Raw genomic sequence first — 21,999 nt, forward strand, 5'->3', positions numbered from 1 at the left:
ATTAAATTTGGATAAGCTCATCCTATCCATAAAATATTTTTAATTCACATAAACCTCACTATTCAAGCTTTGTGAAATCTTTTGTTTTTCTAGTTCAATTAGAATATTCACAAAATTTTCAACACTTATGTTTTTATCTATTCTTACCAAATAAGTTTGTGTTTTATCTAACGGATTTTTAGCATCGGCAACCGATTTTAACAACAAACTTTCAACTCCTTCTGCTAATTCGTAAACAGGCTGGTTCTCTAAAGCAAAACTTTTAAACGGCACTTTTACATACGCATTTTGCTTGTGAACGGTATCGCTGTAAACCATGTAAATATCTTTGGTATCTTCGTGCATACCGCCAACTTTATGCTTTTTCTCAGTCAAATCATGTAAAAATGGAGCAACTTCATTCATTGTTATATCTCTATCAACTGAAAGCACCCAATGTGTATTTCCTATCAAGCTGTTTTTTTTGATTTCAACTTTACCTACTTCATTTTTAAGAATATAAGCCGGACTAAAATCAGTCATTTCTGTTACAACAGAAAAATCAGACCGACTAATTTTCATTTCTTTTTGTTGACACGATGCGAATAAGATCGCTCCAAAAATCAAGGTAAACAGTTTAGTTTTCATAATCATTAATAAACTTTAATTCTTATTTAACGTTTTGATTATTAAGATATTTATTTTCAAAATTCAGTTTTTCAGATTCACTCATTCTTACAAATTTATCTTTATATTCAGTAATATATTTTTTAGGAAATTTTATCCAACCCGACATATATTCGCATTCTATATTTATAGCCTCGCTTTTCAATACTTCTTTTTTATTTACTAAATATATAATATATCCATATCCGCAAGGCATAACCTCTGATTTCTCACTAAAAATCCATTGAGTTTTCATTTTCTTTAATGTTTCAATATCATCAATATAAAAATCTTTATAATCATCAATCCATTCGCCTTCAGTTCCAATTACGAACAATTTGTATTTACCATTTTCAACTTCATAATTCTCAAAAAAATATACTTCATTGGGAAGTTTTTCTGAACAACCTATAAATAAAACCAATGAGAATAATATAATTAGGATTTTAGTTTTCATATGTTTTCGTATATAATTTTACACATTCTACCGCTTCTTTCACATCGTGCACACGCAACAAATTGGCTCCTTTTATTAATGAAATGGTATTTAAAACACTAGTCCCGTTTAAGGCTTCCTGTGGTGTGGTTTCGAAAAATTTATAAATCATCGATTTTCTTGAAAGTGCCGATAATACAGGAACATTCAAATTTTGCAACAAATCCAATTTATTTAAAACTTCGTAATTCTGATCCAACGTTTTCGAAAATCCAAAACCAGGATCCACAATTACATCAACAATTCCGTGCTGTTGTGCCTGTGCTATTTTATCAGAAAAATAATAAATCATTTCGTGCATAACATCATCATAATTGGTAAACTGCTGCATGTTTTGTGGTGTTCCTTTCATGTGCATCATAATGTATGGCGCTTTAAAACTGCCAACAACGGGCATCATTTTATCGTCTAAATTGCCTGCCGAAACATCGTTTATCATCGCTGCACCCAAATCTAACGTCTGTTTGGCAACTTCAGACCGAAACGTATCAACAGATAAAATAATATCAGGAAATTTATCAATCAAATGTTTTACAACCGGCACAATCCGTTGCAACTCTTCATCTTCCGAAACAAAAGGTGCGTTTGGTTGGGTAGAATACGCGCCAACATCAATAATATCAACACCTTCCAGCAACATTCTTTCGGTTTGTTGTTCGATTTTTTCTAACGAATGATGCAATCCGCCATCGAAAAAAGAATTGGGTGTAACGTTTAAAATCCCCATTACTTTTGGAACTTCAAACGTGATTAATTTGCCTTTACACTTGATCGATTTCATTATTTATTGGAATAAATACCTGCTTTTAATTTTTATTGTGAAAACAGATTGTTATTTTTGATAAAATTTACACAAAGATACTTTAATATGCTTTCTACAGCGGAACAATATGATAAAATAATTGCTATTTGCCGACAATTATACATTAAAAAATTACAAGATTACGGTTGTGCGTGGCGCATTTTAAGGTTACCGTCATTAACCGATCAAATTTACATTAAAGCGTGCAGAATTAGATCTTTACAGGAAAATGATGTACGAAAAATTGATGAAGACGAAACTTCGGAATTTATCGGAATCATTAATTACAGTATTATGGCGTTGATTCAGTTGGAAAAAGGTGTTTCTAAAGAAGCCGATTTAACGAATGAGGAAGCTATTGATTTGTACGACAAACACATTGCGATTACCAAAGAATTAATGCTGAATAAAAACCACGATTACGGCGAGGCTTGGCGCGATATGCGTATTTCGTCGCACACCGATATTATTCTACAAAAATTGTTGCGTGTTAAGCAAATTGAAGACAATAACGGAAAAACCATTGTTTCTGAAGGATTGGATGCTAATTACCAAGACATGATCAACTACGCGGTTTTCGCATTAATTTTAATGGATTTTGCCCAATAACAACCTATTAACAAGCGATTAACAACTTACATTTATATCAAATCTTATTTTTGAAAAAAGTAAAAAAATAAAAAATGGAAAACTTTAAAAAATATTTACCGTGGACAATTAGAATAATCATCTCGTTTTTATTCTTGATTTCTGCCGTTGCCAAGTTATACCCGAGTCCGTATTTCGCTATTTCAACTTTTGAAGTAAAGCAATTGTATCCAATGGGATTTTCGGAAGATTTTGCAGTGTTTTTCTCTCGAATTTTAATTGGAATAGAATTAGCATTGGGAATTTTACTGTTACAAAATAACTTTTTGCGAAGAATAGTAGTTCCTGCAACCATGTTAATGCTGGTGGTTTTTACGGTTCATTTAACGATTGATACCATACAAACCGGTGGAAATTCTGGTAACTGCGGATGTTTTGGAAGTTTGTTACCAATGACACCTATCGAAGCAATTATCAAGAACGTTGTAGCCATTATTTTATTGGTAATTTACTTATACGTTACACCGAAATCGGCAAAAGAAGGCAGCAATTTTTGGGTATTATCAACCATAACATTTGCATCAATTTTAGCATTGTTTATGTTGGCTCCAATTCAGCCAAAAGTAGCTGAAGTTGCTACAGAAGAAATTGAAACACCTTTAGAAAGCACAGAGACAATAGAAACACAACCAACTGAACCGGTTGATATAACTCCAGCTGAAACTCAGGTTACAAAAGAAGTTCCTACCGAAGTAGCTAAACCGGTTGTTGACGAACCTGCACAAGTAAAATCGGGTTATGCACAGTATTTCTCGAATATCGATCAAGGTAAAAAGATATTCGCGTTATTTGTTCCTGGTTGCGAGCATTGTAGAGATGTAGCGAAGGAACTGACAGAGATGAAGAAAAAGAACAAGGATTTCCCTCAAATTCAAATTGTTTTTATGAACGAAGAACCAGAGAAAATTCCTGATTTCTTTTCGTTCGCCGGCGCAACCTATCCTTACAAAATTATTGAAGTAATTCCGTTTTGGAAATTGTTGGGAAGCGGTAAAGATACACCTGGAATCATCTATTTTTGGAATGGGAACAAAATCAAAGAATGGGACGGCATTAACGAGAAAAAATTCGTTGGATCTGAACTAAAATCCATTTTGAAAAAGAATTATTCCGAAATTAAAAAATAGTGTTTTCGTACTTTCTAAATAAATTAGGCTATTCGTTTTTTACGCTTTTTGGCGTAGTAACTGTTGTGTTTATTTTGTTCAACATTTTGCCGGGCGATCCTGCCAGAATGATGTTAGATCAAAACGAAAACTCGGAACAATTGGCATTAATCAAAAAGAAGTATGGTTTTGACCAGCCTGTTTTAAACCAGTATTTTTATTATCTGAACGATTTATCGCCGCTATCGTTCCATAAAACTCAAAACGATCATTATACGTTTTATACCGAAGAAAAATATGGCGGAAACGTTTTATTCAGCACAAAAAAGTACGATGTCGTTTTAAAAACACCTTATCTGCGCGAAAGTTTTCAGAAAAACGGCAAAAAAGTAACCGATATTATTTTACACACCCTGCCAAGTACCGTGGTTTTAGCCGTACTTTCTATAGTAATTGCATTGCTTATTGGTGTAGTGTTGGGTGTTTTATCGGCTTTGAACGCGAACAGTTTGTTTGACCGATTAATTGCCTTGATTAGTACGTTGGGTATGAGTGTTCCATCGTTTTTCAGTGCCATTTTATTCGCATGGATTTTTGGCTACGTGCTGCACAATTATACCGGTTTAAACATGACCGGCAGTTTGTACGAAGTAGATGATTTTGGCGAAGGAACGCATTTAGCATTGAAAAACGCGATACTACCCGCAGTAGTTTTAGGCATTCGTCCGTTGGGTGTTGTGATACAGTTAATGCGAAATTCGCTTTTAGAAGTTTTGAACCAAGAATACATTCGTACGGCAAGAGCCAAAGGATTATCAACCTATAAAATCACAACCAAACACGCCTTAAAAAACGCAATGAATCCGGTGGTAACAGCAATGTCGGGTTGGTTTGCATCTATGTTAGCTGGAGCGGTTTTTGTGGAATATATTTTCGGATGGAATGGTTTAGGGAAAGAAATAGTTGATGCGCTGAACAATTTAGATCTTCCTGTAATCATGGGATCGGTGATTGTTGTCGCCACCACATTTGTAGTAATTACCATTTTAGTAGATTTAATCTACGCTTATTTAGACCCAAGAATTAAATTAAAATAGTATGAAAAAGATTTTTATAACCCTTTTAGCTTTAGGGTTTATTGCAATAAGTTGCGATACTAAAAAAGTTGACAAAGAAATTGCAACCGAAATTGATAATCTTAAAGATTCGTTATCTATTAAAAGTGATACCGTTTCTCTTGATGATACTAAATTTCAATCAATAACTTTAAACAAAGAATTTGATGATGTTTCAGGAAACAAAATTTCGTTTCAAAACATTTTAGAGAAACACAAAGGATCACCAATCGTTATTGATGTTTGGGCATCATGGTGTCCTGATTGTATCAAAGGATTTCCTGAATTAAAGAATCTTCAGCAAAAATATCCAAACGCGTCTTACGTATTTATATCCTTAGATAAAACAAAAGACAAATGGACTGAAGCGATTAAAAAATACGATTTAAAAGGCGATCATTACTATCTGAACGAAAAAATGAAAGACGAATTCGGTCAGTCAATTCAATTAGATTGGATTCCGCGTTATATTTTGGTCGATGCCCAAGGAAACATCGCCCTTAGAAAAGCAATTGTTGCAAACGATACCCTTTTAATTAAAACATTAGATAAATTACAACCTTAATATGAGACATAAAGTTATTGCAGGAAACTGGAAAATGCATAAAAATGCCGCAGAAACAACAACTTTTTTAAACGATTTAGTAAACAATATGCCAACCGGTAAAGAGGTCGAAGTTATGGTTGCACCCGCTTTTACCAACTTAATGCTGGCAACGCAAATTTTAGAAGACACCAATATTACGGTAGCTGCACAAAATATGCACCAGGCAGAAGGCGGTGCTTTTACAGGCGAAATTTCTGCCGATATGCTAAAAAGTGTGGGTGTTGAAACCGTTATTTTGGGTCATAGCGAACGCAGACAGTATTTTAAGGAAACTCCGGCACTTTTAGCAAATAAAGTTGATACGGCTTTACGCCATAAAATGCGCGTGATTTTTTGTGTAGGTGAAGAATTAAAAGACCGTAAAAGCAAACAGTTTCAAAACGTGGTGTTTTATCAGTTAAAAGATTCATTGTTTCATTTACCAAAAGAAGCTTGGGAAAACATTATTATTGCCTACGAACCTGTTTGGGCAATTGGTACAGGCGAAACTGCTACGCCGGAACAAGCACAAGAAATGCACCAGTTTATCCGCGAACAAATTGCACACCATTACGGCAGTTTGGCAAACAATGTTACCATTTTATACGGTGGCAGCGTAAAACCAGACAATGCACAAACCATTTTCTCACAACCCGATGTTGACGGTGGTTTAATTGGCGGTGCTGCTTTAAACACAACAGATTTTACTGCGATTATTAACGCGATATAAAAACGAAGCTTCTCGTTGGGTAACAAGAAGCTTCTAATTTATAAACAAGAAGCTTGGTTTCTACGAACGAGAAGCTTCTAATTAAAGCAGACCTCACAGGTTTTGAAAACCTGTGAGGTCTTAAATTCAAACAAAACGGCTAAAATAAATATCTACAATGAAAAAATTCTTATACATCATTACTTTAGCATTTCCTTTGTTAGCAAATGCCCAAGATTTTTTAGTTGGTCCGTCGGTGGCTTACCAGTCGCAGGCAGGTAACATGCTAAAGGTAGGTGGTTATTATTTACAGCCGTTGGCAGGAAACGCTGTTGGAATTAAATTAGAAGCGAATGCTAATTTGGCATATTTTAGAGATCAGTTTTTGGTGATTCCCGAAGGAAGTTTTACGTTTTACCCTACGTTTAATAATTTAATAGTTCCGTTTGTAGAAGGAGAACTAACTCCATACACTGCCACACCTAAAGTGGGTTTATCTGTTGCAAGTATTGTTGAATTTGGTTTTGGATACGGTTTTGATATTAAAACAAAACAAGATTTAAAACCTATTGAAGGCTTTACTTTTTCGTTAGGATTTAATATTCCGCTGAATGCTTTTTAACTTCTCGACTCCGCTCGAAGTGACGGTTTTAATATTTGGGCTTGATTCTATTAATAATCAAACGGAAATCGACGTTCTTTATTCAGTTTTTTATCGCTTTCAATAACTTCGGTAGGAATTACTTTTAAAAACGACGGATGTTGTTCAATTGCATACTCAATTTTTTCTACAATCTGTTCAATGGTTTCGTTTTCATAGTCAATCTGCAAAGGTTCCTTAATAGTAAAAGTCTGTAAAATACCTTTCTTTTTTAGCCACAACCCCTTTTTATCAAACGAACGTCGAAATCCATCAATAACAATAGGCACCACAATAGGTTTGTGTTCTTTAATGATATGAGCCGTTCCTTTACGCACCGGTTTAAACGATTTGGTGGTTCCTTGCGGAAACGTAATTACCCAGCCGTCTTGTAAAGCTTTTTTAATATTTTCGGTATCGTTGGGGTTTACCGCTTTTTTTTCTTCCACATCTTTCCCTTTCGCACGCCAAGTTCTTTCAACAGTTATTGCTCCGGTATAACCCATAATTCTTGGTAAAATACCCGATTCCATTGTTTCTCTCGCACTAACGTAATACAAGTTTAACTTAGGATTCCATATATAAAATACGTTCTTAATATTATCAACCCTACCCTTTAAACTGGCATTAAAAACATGGAACATTGCCACTACATCGGCAAAATAGGTTTGGTGGTTCGATATAAAAAGGACGTTTGTCTCGGGAAGATTTTTTATGATTTCAGATCCATCAATTACCAGCTGGTTAAAGCCACGGTAGCGCTTATGCGTAAGAACACCAAAGATTCTGATTAACCACTTTTTGATAAATATTATATGTCCGAACGGATCTTTTTTAAACAAGCTCATATTTTCGTTTGAAAGAACAAAGATACATTTTAAACATTATAGATTTTTGGTTTTTAACAAACACGAAAATGAATAAATCATTAAGAACATAGCTTTTTAATAATAACTTCAATCTCTTTCGCCTTATTAACTGTCATAAAATGTCCACCGTTTTTAATTTTGTAATCAACTTTTAGGTATTTCGCAGGAAGAATACGATCGTTTGTACCATGAATGTGAATCCAGTTCTGTGGTACAGATAAATTGTTCCAGTTAACAATTTGATTAATTGCCCATTTTAAAAATGTAGTATCAGTGTCTTTTATAATATTTTTCAATAACAACTTTTCTGTTGAAGTGGTTGCTCCGAAAAGCCAATTTGTAATAAAATTTGTTGTTTTTAGAAGTGAAGATGGAACTATTCTATTCAATTTTAATTTCCCGGCTATCAGAAACCATTTAGGCAATTCGTTTTTATTTTTTGCAGATGCAATTAAGATAACCTTTTTAACCGGAATGATTTTAGAAACTTCAACAGCTAACATGCCACCAAAAGACAATCCTATTAAAATACTGTCTTTTTCAAAATCTTTAGAAATTCTAAATGCATACCTTTCAAATGTTTCGTTTTTAAAAGGATCGATCCAATCAACAAAAGAAATGTTCAAACCTGAAAAATCAATATTATCAAACACTCGTTCATCAACCCCTAACCCGCTAAAAATGTAGATTTTGTTCATCAACCAAAAATTAAAAAACAGCTCTAAAAGTTTCTTTAATTTCACTCAAAATCATGGCAGTTGCACCCCAAACAATATGGTCGTTAATTACAAAAGCCGGCACTTCGATATCGGTTGCGTACGATGTAGTCATTCGCACGTTTTGTACCAACGAATCGTTCAGCAGATCTTCCACGGGAAGTTCTATAATTCCGCTTACCTCATCGGGTTGCATCACAAAATTTTGGGGCTGTTGCGCTATTCCCATAAAGGCAGAAACCATAAAATTGCTTGGCGGAATGTATAAATCGCTCCATTGCTTCACAATTTCAATTTCTGTCGGACTGATACCTACTTCTTCATTTGCTTCACGCAAAGCGGTTTCTTGCAAATTTAAATCTTCTAATTCTTTCTTGCCGCCCGGAAAAGCAATTTGCGAAGAATGCACGCCCGGATAAGACGACCGAACGATTAATAGCAGATGCGCCAAACCGTTTTTAGGATAGAACAAACTTAAAACTGCCGATGCTTTAGGATTTTTTGCAGAATAATCGTAATTTTGAAGGTATTGAACACGCTCTAACGGAGCCATTTTTAAATGGGCATCCAAGGCAAATAACGGTTGTTTTGCCACAACGCTTATTTTATCTAAAAACTGTTCAAATTGCATAGTTCACAAAAATATTTTTAAATATACTCAATGTTTAGTAAACAAGAAGCCCTACAAATAAAAAAAGATTTCTGGACCGGTTTTGCCGAGGCTTATCCGCGTAAATGGCTGTTGCATAACACCAAGATCAAAGACGTTACTTTTAAATTTTTTGTGGACAACAAAACAGCACAGGTTGCTTTAGAAATTGAACCGAAAGACGATGAAAAACGTATCATTTATTTTGAAAAAGTAGAATCGTTAAAGGCTATTTTGTTGGAAGAATTTTTGCCTGATGCGGTTTTAGAACGGAATTATTACCTGCCAAACGGAAAATTAATCAGTAGAATTTGGGTTGATATCGATAAAAGCGTAAGTGTGAACAATAAAAACACATGGCAGGAAATTTATGATTTTTTCGCAGAGAAAATGACTAATTTTGAGCTGTTTTTCTACGAATACGAAGATTATATTAAAGATTTGGAAATTAACACCTAACAAATCTACACATATAAAAACTTTTAGTACTTTAATGTTTTTAAAATTAAGCCTTGAAAAGATATTATCAGTTTTTAGTGTTGTTTGCATTTTTATGTTGTTGCAGTGGTTTTTCGCAAACGAAAGACAGCATTGTAACTACACAGCAGCAAATGCAAAAACTGGAAGAACTTTCTAAAAAAGGAAAATTTACAAGGCAACTGCACAAACTGCTTGTCCGCAAAAAGACAACAAATGTAAATACCAACGTACAGGCGGTAAAGCAAGCAGATATTGACTACGATTTTGAAAAGTTTCAAGGGAAGATTATTCGCAACATCAATATTGAAACCTACGATCCTTTTGGATTTTCTATTCAGGATTCTACCCGTGTGCCTACCAAACAAATAGAAAAATTAGGAAACAGGCTGCATTTAAAAACCAAACAATTTACCGTGCGTAGTTTACTGCTATTTAAACGTAACCAACCTTTAGATTCCATTAAATTGAAAGAATCTGAACGTTTATTGCGTACCCAGCGGTATATTCGTAGGGTTTCGGTAAAACCTATCAATCTTTCAGAAAACAATGACTCTGTTGATATTGAAATTAAAGTATTAGATTCTTGGAGCTGGTATCCCACCGGATCATTATCAACATCAAGCGCTCGATTAAACCTAACAACCCGTAATTTTGGCGGATTGGGTCATTATTTCAACAACCAATACCGTACCCGTTTTAAAGAAGGCAGACATGCGTACAGAACGCAATATCAGGTAAATAATATCGGGCAAACGTTTATTGATGCCGGAGTTTTTTACAATTTAGATCTGGCAGAAAATTACACAAAGCAAATTTATGCCAACCGTAGGTTTTTTACGCCCATGACGCGGTTAGCCGGTGGTTTTACGCTGTTGCAAAATTCGTACAGAGATTCGGTACCTAATTTAGAAGGTTTACGCAGACTTCAAAGTTTTAAATCGAATGATCTGGATCTTTGGTTGGGGCATTCCATGCCGCTTTATTACCGCTACAACAACCTGCACAAAGTGCAAACTAACTTGGTAACATCGCTGCGTTATTTTTCTCGAAATTACACCGAACATCCCATTGGCGAATACGATCCGTATAATTATTACACCAATCAAAAACTTTATTTGGCGACTGTTGGTTTGGCGTCGTTAAATTATGTACAAGACCGTTATATTTTTTATTATGATGTGATTGAAGATATCGCCGTTGGTAAAACATTTATGGTTACTGCAGGTATTCAGCAAAAAAACAACATAAACCGACCGTATATCGGCGCAAAATTTTCATTGGGAAAATATACCAATTCAGGTTATTTTGGGGGCGATATTCAATGGGGAACATTTATGAACGGAAACCATTTTGAAGAAGGTGTTTTAAGGATCGAAGGTTTGTATTTTTCTAAATTGTATCATTGGGGAAAATGGCGTTTCAGACATTTTTTTAATCCGGAAATTGTGGTTGGATTAAACCGTTGGGATTATGCAATGGATAAAATCACCTTAAATGGTGCTTACGGTATTGATGGGTTTGACAGTTACGAATTGCGTGGAACTAAAAAAGTTTTACTGAATTTACAACTGCAATCGTACGCACCATACGAAGTTTTAGGCTTTCGTTTTAGTCCGTTTTTTAGTACTTCGATAGGATTTATGGGCGATAACCACAACCGTTTTGTAACTAAAGACATGTACAGTAAAATTGGTTTGGGTGTAGTAATTAGTAACGATTATTTGGTGTTTAACAATTTTCAGTTATCGCTTGCTTTTTATCCAAGTATTCCGGGTAATGGGCATAATATTTTTAAAACAAACAATTTGCGTAATACTAACTTCGATTTACAACAATTTAACTACGGTAAACCGGAATTGGTTCCTTATAATTAATGTAGTATGAAATTTATCATTGAAACCGAACGATTGTTTTTAAGGGAATTTATTTTAGATGATGCTGAAAAGTTCTATCAACTGAATTTAAATCCGAATGTAATTAGATATACCGGAAATGCTGCCTTTAAAAGTATTAATGAAGCAAAATCGTTTTTAGAAAACTACAATGATTATAAAGCAAATGGTTACGGACGATGGGCTGCGATTAATAAAAATAATAACGAATTTTTAGGTTGGTGCGGTTTGAAATACGGTGAATTAGAAAATGAAACCGACATAGGTTTCAGATTTTTTGAAGAAGAATGGAACAAAGGTTACGCAACCGAAAGCGCAGTTGCATGTTTAGAATATGGTTTTGAAGTTTTAAAATTAAACCGAATAATTGGGCGAGCTATGGAAGAAAACAAAGCATCGATAAAAGTTTTAGAAAAAATTGGATTACAATTTGAAAAAAAAGCTTACTTGATAATAAACAAGCCGTAATTTATAAAATAGAAAAATAAAAGCAGCGATAATTCGCTGCTTTTATTTATTTCTGCCACTCTTTAGTTTCGTTAAAAATGTGGGTTAAAATATCTTCATCTAAATCGGTAAAATCAATGTTACGGCGACTCATAACAATTTTAGCGGTTTCAAAGGCTTTTACCGGCAAATATGCCTGCGTTCCTTGTGCTCCACCCCATGTAAAATTCGGAATATAATTTCTTGGAAAACCTGCACCAAAAATATTTGCAGCCACACCAACAACCGTTCCTGTATTAAACATGGTGTTGATACCACATTTACTGTGATCGCCCATCATTAAACCGCAAAACTGCAAACCGGTATTTTCAAAACGTTCAGTTTCATAGTTCCATAATTTAACCGATTCGTAATTATTTTTAAGGTTAGAATTGTTACTGTCTGCACCAATATTACACCATTCGCCCAAAACGGCATTTCCTAAAAAGCCGTCGTGCCCTTTGTTTGAATACGCAAAAAGAACTGAGTTGTTAATTTCACCACCAACACGAGAATGCGGGCCAACCGTTGTTGCTCCGTAAATTTTTGTAGCCAATTTAACCTGCGCATGATCACACAATGCAAACGGTCCGCGAATGACAGATCCTTCCATAATTTCGGCATCTTTCCCAATATAAATAGGTCCGGTTGTGGCGTTTAAGGTGCAAAAGTTTAAAACAGCACCTTCTTCAATAAAAATATTCTCAGCTCCTAAAACATTTACGGTTGAAGGAATGGGGTGCGATTTACGGTCTTGTGTAAGCAATTCAAAATCTTCGCGAATTGCCTGATCGTTCTTTTGAAAAATATCCCACGTATGTTCAACCTGCAAACAATCTTCTTCGATTTCTAATAAATCATAATCATCAAAAACTACTTCTTCCTGTTCATCTGTGGTATAAAAAGCAATAATTTCATCGTTTTGAACAATTGCCTGATTGGGTTGTAAAAACTGAATCATTTCCACCAAAACTTCATTCGGACTAAATGATGCGTTAATCATTACGTTTTCTGCCATTTCAACCATCGGAAATTTATCAGACAAATATTCTTCGGTTACCGTAGTTGTTGTAGTTCCCAAATACTTTTCCCACTTTTCACGAATGGTTAAAATTCCAATGCGGATATCGGCAACAGGTCGGGTAAATGTAAACGGCAACAGGTTGTTACGCACAGATCCGTCGTATAATATGTAGTTCATTTTTATGCTTTTTTAAAGGCTTAAAGTTACAAAGTTTTTATTAAGTTAAGGTAAATATAAACAAAAAGCCCTACTAAAAAGTAAGGCTTTGATATTTTGATGAATCCAAAAATTATTTTTTGAATTTAGCGTATTTGTTTTTGAATTTATCGATACGACCTGCTGTATCAATTAATTTAGATTTACCTGTGTAGAATGGGTGCGATGTACGCGAAATCTCCATTTTATAAACTGGGTACTCTACTCCATCAACTTCAATTGTTTCTTTTGTATCAACTGTTGATTTTGTGATGAATACGTCATCGTTAGACATATCTTTAAACGCTACTAATCTGTAATTTTCTGGGTGAAGACCTTGTTTCATTGTAAATCTTGTTTTAAATTAATTGGCTGTTTCTTGTTCTGATGCTTTTATCTTTCAAAAAGGTATAAACAAAACAACAGCTTTTTATGTAATTGTTTATTTTTCAGAATGCAAATTTAATAACATATTTTTAATCTGCAAATATAACTTTATACTTTTTTTATCATGAAACAGCAAAATTTTCTACCGCCTATTTTTGTATATTTGTAAGATTTTATAAAATTCATAAAACCATGAATACTATCAGTAAAACAACAGGCTTAACATTCGGCTATATTTTAATGGCTTACTACGCGTTGGTTAACCTAATTGTTTTCTTTGCAGATTATACGTTGTTCGTAAAATCGTACCTAACCATTGTAAATATGGTTGTTGTTTTAATTTTAGGAATTTGCTGCGTTTGGATCACCAAAAGACGCTTAAATAACCTTATAACTTTTAAAGAAGGTTTTACTGCCTTTTTTATAATGATTGTTTTAGGATTTCTGGCAAACTACATTATACAGTATATATTGTTCAACTTTGTAAATCCTGAAGCAAAGATAGTTAACAATGAGCTAATGATTGAAATGACGCAGAAAATTGGTAAAGATTTAAATTTATCCGAAGCTGAAATTAACGATAAAATCAACGTTGTTAATAATAATGCCGATGATAATTTTTCATTAAAAACATTATTTTTCAGTTACGCGCAAACCATTTTAGGTTCATCAATTGCAGGTTTGTTAATTGCATTGACATTTAAAAACAAATCAGAACTTTCAACACCAAGAAACCAATAATGAACCTTACGATTTTAATTCCTTTATTGAACGAAGCCGAATCGCTGCCCGAATTGTACCGTTGGATTACAAAAGTAATGCAGCAGAATAACTATTCGTACGAAGTTGTTTTTATTGATGATGGAAGCACCGATGAATCTTGGGATATCATCGATAATCTTTCTAAAAACGATGCCAATGTAAAAGGAATCCGTTTTCAGAAAAATTTCGGAAAATCGCAGGCATTACATGCCGGTTTTGCCATTGCCAATGGCGATGTTGTTATTACAATGGATGCCGATTTACAAGACAGTCCCGATGAAATTCCCGATTTATACAACATGATCGTCAATCAAAAATTTGATTTGGTTTCGGGTTGGAAAAAGAAACGTTATGATTCCATCTTATCCAAAAACCTTCCGTCAAAACTATTTAATTGGGCAGCACGCAAAACATCGGGCGTTCAACTAAACGATTTCAATTGCGGGTTAAAGGCTTACAGCAATAAAGTGGTAAAAAATATTGATGTTTATGGCGAAATGCACCGTTACATTCCCGTGTTGGCAAAAAATGCAGGTTTCAATAAAATCGGTGAAAAAGTAGTACAGCATCAAGCTCGAAAATATGGCGTTTCAAAATTTGGAATGAGCCGGTTTGTAAACGGCTTTTTAGACTTAATTACCATTTGGTTTTTATCCAAATTCGGCAAAAGACCAATGCATTTATTTGGTGCATTAGGCGTTATCATGTTCATTGTAGGTTTTTGCAGTGCGGCGTTTATCGGCGTTTACAAACTGTACAAACTATCTATGCACGAACCCGCAATTTTGGTAGCAAACAACCCGTGGTTTTACATATCGCTTACCGCAATGATATTAGGTACACAGCTTTTTTTAGCAGGTTTCTTGGGCGAAATCATCCTTAGAACAAAAAACAACGAACCGCGTTATAAAATTTCAGGAAAATTAAATATTTAAGAAAAAAAACTGAAAAAATGATTATTAAAAGTCTTTAAACTTTCGTTATTTCGATTGATTTTTGGTAGTGAAAACGAAGAAAAATTGTGTCGAGAAGTTCTCGACAAGCTCGAACTGACGAATAAACGAATCAACAGTTAAACGAATAGACAAATAAAAATACAATGGAAATCCCAAAAAACATATTAGAACACAGCAATAAATGGATTCAAGATCCTTTTGATGTTGAAACACAAAACCTGGTAAAAGAATTGCTGACTTCTTCTCCGAAAGAATTAGAAGACGCTTTTTACCGCAATTTAGAATTCGGAACCGGCGGAATGCGCGGAATTATGGGCGTTGGTACCAACCGAATCAACAAATACACATTAGGTAAAAACACACAAGGATTATCTCAATATTTAAAACAGAGTTTTCCAAACGAACAAATTAAGGTAGCCATTGCTTATGATTGCCGCCACAACAGTAAATCGCTGGCAAAAGTGGTTGCCGATGTTTTTTCTGCAAACGGAATCAAGGTTTTTTTGTTTGAAGATTTACGTCCAACACCGGAATTATCTTTTGCAGTTCGATATTTAAATTGTCATGCGGGAATTGTATTAACGGCATCGCACAATCCACCAGAATATAATGGTTACAAAGTGTATTGGCAGGATGGCGGTCAGTTGGTCCCACCGCAAGATAAAGAAATTATTCAGGTAATTGACAGTTTGGATTATTCGGATATTTTGTTCGATTCAAATCCGGAATTAATCGAATATATCGGTGCAGAAATAGATGAAGCCTTTGCACAATCATCAATAGAAAATGCTACGTTCAATCTTCCTGAAGGTGCGCGCGAAAACTTAAAAATCGTTTACACGTCGTTACACGGAACATCGATTAAAGCTATTCCGAATGTTTTAGAAAAAGCGGGTTACACCAATGTAAATATTGTGGCGGAACAGGCAGAGCCAAACGGAGATTTCCCTACGGTGAAATCGCCTAATCCGGAAGAACCTGAAGCGTTGAAAATGGCAATTGATCTGGCAAACGAAACAAATGCCGATATTGTTATTGGAACTGATCCAGATTCTGACCGATTGGGAATTGCGGTTCGCGATAACGAAGGAAAAATGATTTTATTGAACGGAAATCAGGCAATGGTTGTTATGACTGCCTTTTTGTTGGAACAATGGAAACGCGACGGAAAATTTGAAGGTAAAAAACATTTTATAGGATCAACCATTGTATCAACTCCAATGATTTTGGCACTTGCCGAAGCTTATGAAGTGGATTGTAAAGTTGGTTTAACCGGTTTTAAATGGATCGCAAAATTTATTAAAGATTTCCCTGAACAGAAATTTATTGGAGGCGGCGAAGAAAGTTTCGGCTATATGGTAGGCGATGCCGTTCGCGATAAAGATGCCGTTGCATCAACCTTATTAATTTGTGAAATTGCCGCTATTGCAAAAGCATCGGGTTCATCGGTTTACAAAGAACTGCAAAACTTGTATGCCGATTTTGGTTATTACAAAGAACATTTAATTTCGTTGACCAAAAAAGGAAAAGACGGAGCCGAAGAAATTGCTACCATGATGACCGAATTACGCAACAATCCGCTTAAAGAAATTGCTGGTGAGCGTGTTGTTTTTGTAGAAGATTATCAAAGTTCGATAGCTACAAATTTGTTTTCGAACGAAACAGAGCCTTTGTTCTTACCAAAATCTAACGTGTTGATTTATTATTTAGAAGACGGATCTAAAATTTGTGCGCGCCCAAGTGGAACCGAGCCTAAAATCAAGTTTTATTTCAGTACCAACACACCTATTGAAAACGTTGAAGAAATAAAAGATGCCGATGAATATCTAACCGATAAAATTCAAAGCATTATTAACGATATGAATTTAAATTAATGGACGATAATTTAAAAAAGATTTTTCCATTTGCTAAAAATTACAAATTCAATGTTGTTGCAAATATTGGGTTTAACGTTCTATATGCGCTGTTTGGAACTTTAGGAATGGTTTTTATCATGCCGGTTCTTTCGGTACTTTTTGATGAGAAGAAAAAAGAAGTAATTACCTTACCCAAATACGAAGGATTTTTTGATGCTTTAGGAAACTGGAAAACCTACATTTCGTACTATGTAGATCAATATTCTACCGAATATGGCGTGCAATATGGCTTAATGCTAACCGTGGGATTGGTTTTGGTTACCTTTTTACTTAAAAATTTATCGAATTATTTCGCTCTTCAAAATTTAACCAAGCTTAAAAACGGAGTTTTGCGAGATTTACGCGAAAAAATGTTCACTAAAATTATTTCGTTACCCGTGTCTTATTATTCCGAGAAGCGTAAAGGAGATGTAATGGCGCGTATGTTGGGCGATGTTAATGAAGTTCAAAATTCGTTTTTTATGATTTTAGAATTAATCGTAAAAGAACCTTTGACTATCATTTTCTCATTAATTGCAATGATTTCCTTAAGCTGGAAACTAACTATTTTCGTTTTTATATTTATTCCAGTATCCGCATTAATTATTTCGGTAATTGGTAAAAGTTTAAAAGGAAAATCAACCAGAGCACAACAAGAAAACGGTTATTTAATATCGATTACCGAAGAAACACTTTCCGGCTTAAAAGTGGTAAAAGGGTATAATGCAGAAAACTATTTTTCAAAAATTTTTGACGATTCTATTAATCGTTTATACAACCTAACAAATGCCATCGCCAAAAAAAATAATTTAGCTTCACCAATGAGTGAGTTTATGGGAATTGTGGTTATTGGTGTTTTGCTAATTTATGGCGGAAATTTGGTTTTGGTAGAAGGATCTTTAAAAGGATCTGATTTTATCGCTTACATTGGCTTGGCTTACAATATTTTAACTCCGGCAAAAGCTATTTCAAAAGCAAGTTATCAGGTTAAAAACGGTATGGCAGCTGCAGAACGTGTTTTTGAAATATTGGATACGCCAAATGTTATCAGAGATACAGATCAATCGGTTGAATTAAAAAATTTTAATGATAAAATCGCTATAAAAAATGTTACCTTTTCTTACAACGGCGAATATAATGTTTTGAAGAATTTCAATTTGGAAATTCCTAAAGGGAAAACCGTTGCATTAGTTGGTCAGTCGGGTTCTGGTAAAAGTACTATTGCCAATTTGTTGATGCGTTTTTATGATGTGGAACAAGGTGAATTGTTAATCGACGGTACAAATATTAAAGATATTAAACTGGTTTCATTGCGCGATCAGTTAGGTTTGGTAACGCAAGACAGTATCATGTTTAATGGCAGTATTGCAGATAATGTTAGAATTGGAAAATTGAACGCTACTGATGATGAAGTAATTGATGCCCTAAAAATTGCCAATGCGTTTGAATTTGTTCAAAATCTTCCTCAAGGAATCAATACAAATATTGGTGATGCAGGTGGAAAACTTTCGGGCGGACAAAAACAGCGTATTTCTATTGCACGTGCGGTGTTGAAAAATCCTCCGATTATGGTTTTAGATGAAGCAACATCGGCATTAGATACTGAAAGCGAACGTTTGGTACAAGATGCGTTGGAAAAAATGATGGCAAACCGCACATCGGTTGTTATTGCACACCGTTTATCAACCATTCAAAAAGCCGATTTAATTGTGGTGATGAACCGTGGCGAAATTGCCGAACAAGGTACACACGACGAATTATTAGCTAAAAACGGCACGTATGCAAAATTAGTTTCATTACAATCATTTGAAAGTTAATTAGTTACAAAATAGTATTCAAAAATCACTCAATTGAGTGATTTTTTTTATCTATAAAATTATTGTTTTTCGATAATTTATATATCTTTGTCAATAAATAAATACTTTTTATCATTAATCTAAAAATTGAAAGATATGGAAATTAGAATTACTACAAGTCATATTTTAAAAGTATTGCTTTTGCTAACGTGGATCATTTTTATTGGTTTGTGTGTAGAAGCCGGAGCAATCATCGTTAATACTTTTATCACGCTGTTTATTAATCCCGATGCTGTAAAGAATTTTTGGGAAGGTCCAGATATATTGGTCATTTACCAGCTCAACACCAATCATTTTGTTGTGTTGGCAATTGTAATGATAATCATAGCCGTGCTAAAAGCAGTTATGTTTTATATTATTCTTAAACTGTTATCAGAGAAAAAACTAGATTTCACAAAACCATTCAATACGCATTTAAAAGATTTTATCTTGAAACTATCGTACTTGTCATTCGGGATTGGTTTGTTTACACATTGCGGATCCGAATTCTGCTTATGGTTAACAAGCGAAGGTGCCAAAATAGCAAGTTTGGAATCTTTAAATTTAACAGGATCCGATGTATGGTTCTTCATGGCGATTATTCTTTTGGTAATTACCCAGATTATTAAAAAAGGTATTGAAATTCAATCAGAAAACGATTTAACTATATAACTTATGAGAACATTAAAAATATTTGGCTGGCTATCACATTTTCTTTGGGCAAGTATGCTTATTTTATGTATATTTTTTGGCATGCTTGTGTATTCAGAATTTATAAATGAAGATCAAACCACATGGTTTATAAGCTTTTTTGGAAGGGAAGTCCCAATTGAAGATAATAAGGGCTACGTAAAAGTATTTATGATTATCTGCTACATTATATACTTACTTTATTTCTACGCTGTAACTCTATTTAATTTATGTGTGAGAAAATTTGAAAGTCGTATATTTTTTGATTTAAAGATTATTAAACGATTCCGAAGAATAGGTTTGATATTTATTACAAATTATATTATTGTATTTCTATTAGGAAAGTTTTTTGTAATCCATTCTGAAAAAAATTTTCATGAATCTACAAATTTTTCTAAAGTAATTTTAAACGAATTGGAAGCGCCTCTAGGCGGACTAATCATTGGCTTTTTCTTTTTGGTATTAAGTCAGGTTTTTAAAGAAGCCAAAAAACAAAAAGAGGAAAACATCGAACTAAAACAAGAAAACGAATTAACTATATAACTTATGAAACTATTAAAAAGCCTTATTTCATTTACCTACAACTTTTTTATCGTTTTAACGGTATTAATGTTTATAGTTTTAGCAATGATTTGGACAAATACGCCTGAAAAATTAATTGCTTTATTTAACGAAGATTTTGATACTACCTATGTGTTTACTATTTCTTTTGTTGTTGAATTATTTAGTTACGTTTTGTTTTTTATCATTTTACAGCGAATGAAAATTGTGGTATCTAATTTTTATAACAAAAATTACTTTAATCTCGAAAATTCAAAATACATTAAACAAATAGGCTGGGTAATCATTATTACATTTTTAATTGATGATATTTTGCTGCCATACATAATACCATATATAGAAGGAATATCAGGAAAAGAAATATTTGTAAATTTTGTTGAAATCTTATATTTAGCTAGTAGTAAACTTTTTATTGGCTTATTTTTATTAGGAATCGGCAAGGCATTCGAATTAGGTTTAAAACAACAACAAGAAAACGAACTAACTATATAATATCATGAAAAAAATAATCACACTTTGTTTTACATTAACAACAACTTTAATGTTAGCACAAAATACACAACACAGTAAAATAATCGACAGTTTATTACAGGCATCGATAAAACAAAATAATATTCCTGCAATGGCAGCCGCTGTAATTAACGGCGATAATGTATTTTACGGAACATCCGGAACAATTTCAAACAAAAGCAACGAGGTTGTTACTGATAAAACCTTGTTTCATATAGGATCAAACACCAAAGCGTTTACATCATTTCTGGCATTTCAACAGATCGAAAAAGGAAATTTATCGTTAGAAACTACGTTTTTGTCACTTTTCCCTGAGTTGAAAAACGATAAAAACTCGGCATATCATTCCATCACATTAAAAGATTTATTGTCGCACAACGCACAAGTTCAACCATTCACAGCAGGTGAGGAATTTCTTTCATTAAAAATAACTGCTAAAACAACCGAATTAAAACGAGTTGAATTAGCTCAACAAGTTTTGGCACAACCAACGGTAGAAAAAGGAACTTACTCAAACGCAGGTTATGTTTTGGCAGCGATGATGATTGAAAAATCGACAAAAAAATCGTACGAAGATTTATTGGCAGATTTCATGAAGAAACAGAATTGGGATTACAGTTTTGGATTTCCAAACAAAAAAAGTTTAAATAATGCTTGGGGACATTGGGTTGAAAACAATGAATTAACAGCCTTACCACCAACACATTCTTATAACTTTGAAGATTTTATGCTTTCGGCAGGCGATTTATCAATGAACATTACCGATTATGCTGCATGGTTGCAACTCCATTTAAAAGGATATAATTCTGAAACTGGAATATTAAAACAAGAAAACTTTAAAAAAATGCACTTTGAGGTGGATAATTACAGCTATGGTTGGGGAAATGCCGTTCAAGGAAATCAAAAATTAAGTTTTCACGATGGAACCACAGGCACTTTTTACACGCACGCCATTTTAATTCCTGAAAATAAATTAGGAATCACGATTTTTGCAAACGCTGCCGATGAAAATCATGTAAAAGCAATTTACGAAATGCAACAGCAGTTAATTTCTCAATTAAAAAAAATAACAAATGGCAATAATAGTAAACCTTGATGTTATGCTGGCAAAACGCAAAATGCAGTCGCAAGAACTGGCAGACAAAATTGGTATAACAACTGCCAACTTATCTATTTTAAAAACAGGTAAAGCCAAAGCCATTCGTTTTTCTACTTTAGAAGCCATTTGCAAAGAACTAAACTGCCAGCCAAGTGATATTTTAGAGTATATTCCAGATACAGATTAGTTTCAGATTTTTTATTTTTAAATAACAATTTCTGACTTTAAAATCATCTGTAAATTATT

Annotated in this window: 26 protein-coding genes; 18 read left to right on the top strand and 8 right to left on the bottom strand. The window is 33.9% G+C overall.

Translation table 11 applies throughout. From position 1 onward, the window contains the following. Positions 1–39 precede the first annotated feature (39 nt). From BM253_RS07345 to folP, 3 genes are read right to left on the bottom strand one after another with little or no spacing between them, the layout of a single operon-like run. Positions 40–627: a hypothetical protein gene (locus BM253_RS07345; RefSeq protein ID WP_143095606.1), complete on the bottom strand. Its 588-nt coding sequence runs from the start codon at positions 625–627 to the stop codon at positions 40–42. Positions 628–649: 22 nt separating this feature from the next. Next, entirely contained in the window at positions 650–1,102 is a 453-nt protein-coding gene (locus tag BM253_RS07350; RefSeq protein WP_091521583.1) for a hypothetical protein, read from the bottom strand. Continuing rightward, the gene (gene folP, locus BM253_RS07355; protein ID WP_091521586.1) at positions 1,092–1,922 is read right to left on the bottom strand and encodes a dihydropteroate synthase; all 831 of its coding nucleotides are present in this window, start codon (positions 1,920–1,922) and stop codon (positions 1,092–1,094) included. Before folP ends, BM253_RS07350 begins: the two co-directional genes overlap by 11 nt. Before the next feature lie 87 nt (positions 1,923–2,009). Here folP and BM253_RS07360 point away from each other — a divergent pair, with 87 nt between their 5' ends. From BM253_RS07360 to BM253_RS07385, 6 genes are all read left to right on the top strand, one after another. Beyond that, on the top strand, positions 2,010–2,552 hold the full coding sequence (locus tag BM253_RS07360; protein WP_091521589.1) for a DUF1599 domain-containing protein: 543 nt from the start codon (positions 2,010–2,012) through the stop codon (positions 2,550–2,552). Between the two features lie 74 nt (positions 2,553–2,626). Next, complete coding sequence (locus BM253_RS07365; protein ID WP_091521593.1) at positions 2,627–3,718, top strand: DoxX family protein; 1,092 nt, start codon at positions 2,627–2,629, stop codon at positions 3,716–3,718. Continuing rightward, positions 3,718–4,794 carry an ABC transporter permease gene (locus tag BM253_RS07370; RefSeq protein WP_091521597.1) on the top strand — a complete coding sequence of 359 codons (1,077 nt, stop codon included), beginning with the start codon at positions 3,718–3,720 and terminating at the stop codon, positions 4,792–4,794. Before BM253_RS07365 ends, BM253_RS07370 begins: the two co-directional genes overlap by 1 nt. A gap of 1 nt (position 4,795) precedes the next feature. Further along, on the top strand, positions 4,796–5,377 hold the full coding sequence (locus BM253_RS07375) for a TlpA family protein disulfide reductase (RefSeq protein WP_091521600.1): 582 nt from the start codon (positions 4,796–4,798) through the stop codon (positions 5,375–5,377). Position 5,378: 1 nt separating this feature from the next. After that, on the top strand, positions 5,379–6,128 hold the full coding sequence (gene tpiA / locus BM253_RS07380) for a triose-phosphate isomerase (RefSeq protein ID WP_091521604.1): 750 nt from the start codon (positions 5,379–5,381) through the stop codon (positions 6,126–6,128). Between the two features lie 157 nt (positions 6,129–6,285). Beyond that, a complete protein-coding gene (locus tag BM253_RS07385) occupies positions 6,286–6,729 on the top strand; it encodes a hypothetical protein (RefSeq protein WP_091521607.1) in 444 nt (147 codons plus the stop codon). Positions 6,730–6,779: 50 nt separating this feature from the next. Here the strand turns inward: BM253_RS07385 and BM253_RS07390 are convergent, their stop codons facing one another. The 3 genes from BM253_RS07390 to BM253_RS07400 form a co-directional block, all read right to left on the bottom strand. Then, positions 6,780–7,595: a lysophospholipid acyltransferase family protein gene (locus BM253_RS07390; protein WP_091521611.1), complete on the bottom strand. Its 816-nt coding sequence runs from the start codon at positions 7,593–7,595 to the stop codon at positions 6,780–6,782. Between the two features lie 80 nt (positions 7,596–7,675). After that, entirely contained in the window at positions 7,676–8,314 is a 639-nt protein-coding gene (locus BM253_RS07395) for an alpha/beta hydrolase (RefSeq protein WP_091521963.1), read from the bottom strand. 10 nt (positions 8,315–8,324) lie between these two features. Beyond that, a complete protein-coding gene (locus BM253_RS07400) occupies positions 8,325–8,963 on the bottom strand; it encodes an NUDIX hydrolase (protein WP_091521615.1) in 639 nt (212 codons plus the stop codon). Between the two features lie 30 nt (positions 8,964–8,993). On the opposite strand from BM253_RS07400, the gene BM253_RS07405 reads away from it, so the two are divergent. From BM253_RS07405 to BM253_RS07415, 3 genes are read left to right on the top strand one after another with little or no spacing between them, the layout of a single operon-like run. Then, positions 8,994–9,440: a DUF4268 domain-containing protein gene (locus BM253_RS07405; RefSeq protein WP_091521618.1), complete on the top strand. Its 447-nt coding sequence runs from the start codon at positions 8,994–8,996 to the stop codon at positions 9,438–9,440. 53 nt (positions 9,441–9,493) lie between these two features. After that, positions 9,494–11,335, top strand: a complete 1,842-nt coding sequence (locus tag BM253_RS07410) for a BamA/TamA family outer membrane protein (RefSeq protein WP_091521621.1) — start codon at positions 9,494–9,496, stop codon at positions 11,333–11,335. Positions 11,336–11,341: 6 nt separating this feature from the next. Next, positions 11,342–11,821 (top strand): GNAT family N-acetyltransferase, encoded by a 480-nt coding sequence (locus tag BM253_RS07415; RefSeq protein ID WP_091521625.1) that lies wholly within the window; start codon positions 11,342–11,344, stop codon positions 11,819–11,821. Positions 11,822–11,867: 46 nt separating this feature from the next. Here the strand turns inward: BM253_RS07415 and BM253_RS07420 are convergent, their stop codons facing one another. Together BM253_RS07420 and BM253_RS07425 are read right to left on the bottom strand one after the other, a co-directional pair. Beyond that, positions 11,868–13,040, bottom strand: a complete 1,173-nt coding sequence (locus BM253_RS07420) for a GlmU family protein (RefSeq protein ID WP_091521628.1) — start codon at positions 13,038–13,040, stop codon at positions 11,868–11,870. A gap of 112 nt (positions 13,041–13,152) precedes the next feature. Then, positions 13,153–13,404, bottom strand: coding sequence for a type B 50S ribosomal protein L31 (locus tag BM253_RS07425; RefSeq protein ID WP_091521631.1), 252 nt, complete (start codon positions 13,402–13,404; stop codon positions 13,153–13,155). A 233-nt stretch (positions 13,405–13,637) separates the two neighbouring features. On the opposite strand from BM253_RS07425, the gene BM253_RS07430 reads away from it, so the two are divergent. From BM253_RS07430 to BM253_RS07470, 9 genes are all read left to right on the top strand, one after another. Continuing rightward, a complete protein-coding gene (locus BM253_RS07430) occupies positions 13,638–14,186 on the top strand; it encodes a DUF4199 domain-containing protein (protein WP_091521635.1) in 549 nt (182 codons plus the stop codon). Further along, entirely contained in the window at positions 14,186–15,142 is a 957-nt protein-coding gene (locus BM253_RS07435) for a glycosyltransferase family 2 protein (RefSeq protein ID WP_091521639.1), read from the top strand. Before BM253_RS07430 ends, BM253_RS07435 begins: the two co-directional genes overlap by 1 nt. 164 nt (positions 15,143–15,306) lie before the next feature. Then, positions 15,307–17,037 (top strand): phospho-sugar mutase, encoded by a 1,731-nt coding sequence (locus BM253_RS07440; RefSeq protein ID WP_091521643.1) that lies wholly within the window; start codon positions 15,307–15,309, stop codon positions 17,035–17,037. After that, positions 17,037–18,875: an ABC transporter ATP-binding protein gene (locus BM253_RS07445; protein WP_091521647.1), complete on the top strand. Its 1,839-nt coding sequence runs from the start codon at positions 17,037–17,039 to the stop codon at positions 18,873–18,875. The genes BM253_RS07440 and BM253_RS07445 overlap by 1 nt, the downstream gene beginning before the upstream one ends. Positions 18,876–19,010: 135 nt before the next feature. After that, complete coding sequence (locus BM253_RS07450) at positions 19,011–19,565, top strand: DUF2975 domain-containing protein (protein ID WP_091521650.1); 555 nt, start codon at positions 19,011–19,013, stop codon at positions 19,563–19,565. A 3-nt stretch (positions 19,566–19,568) separates the two neighbouring features. After that, positions 19,569–20,126: a DUF2975 domain-containing protein gene (locus tag BM253_RS07455; protein ID WP_091521653.1), complete on the top strand. Its 558-nt coding sequence runs from the start codon at positions 19,569–19,571 to the stop codon at positions 20,124–20,126. A gap of 3 nt (positions 20,127–20,129) precedes the next feature. After that, the gene (locus BM253_RS07460) at positions 20,130–20,636 is read left to right on the top strand and encodes a DUF2975 domain-containing protein (protein ID WP_091521656.1); all 507 of its coding nucleotides are present in this window, start codon (positions 20,130–20,132) and stop codon (positions 20,634–20,636) included. A 4-nt stretch (positions 20,637–20,640) separates the two neighbouring features. Then, entirely contained in the window at positions 20,641–21,750 is a 1,110-nt protein-coding gene (locus BM253_RS07465; RefSeq protein WP_091521660.1) for a serine hydrolase domain-containing protein, read from the top strand. Next, a complete protein-coding gene (locus BM253_RS07470; protein WP_091521663.1) occupies positions 21,728–21,940 on the top strand; it encodes a helix-turn-helix domain-containing protein in 213 nt (70 codons plus the stop codon). Before BM253_RS07465 ends, BM253_RS07470 begins: the two co-directional genes overlap by 23 nt. The last annotated feature ends 59 nt before the right edge of the window (positions 21,941–21,999 follow it).

The organism is Paenimyroides ummariense, from assembly GCF_900115115.1.
In the GTDB taxonomy this organism is placed as follows: Bacteria; Bacteroidota; Bacteroidia; order Flavobacteriales; family Flavobacteriaceae; genus Flavobacterium; species Flavobacterium ummariense.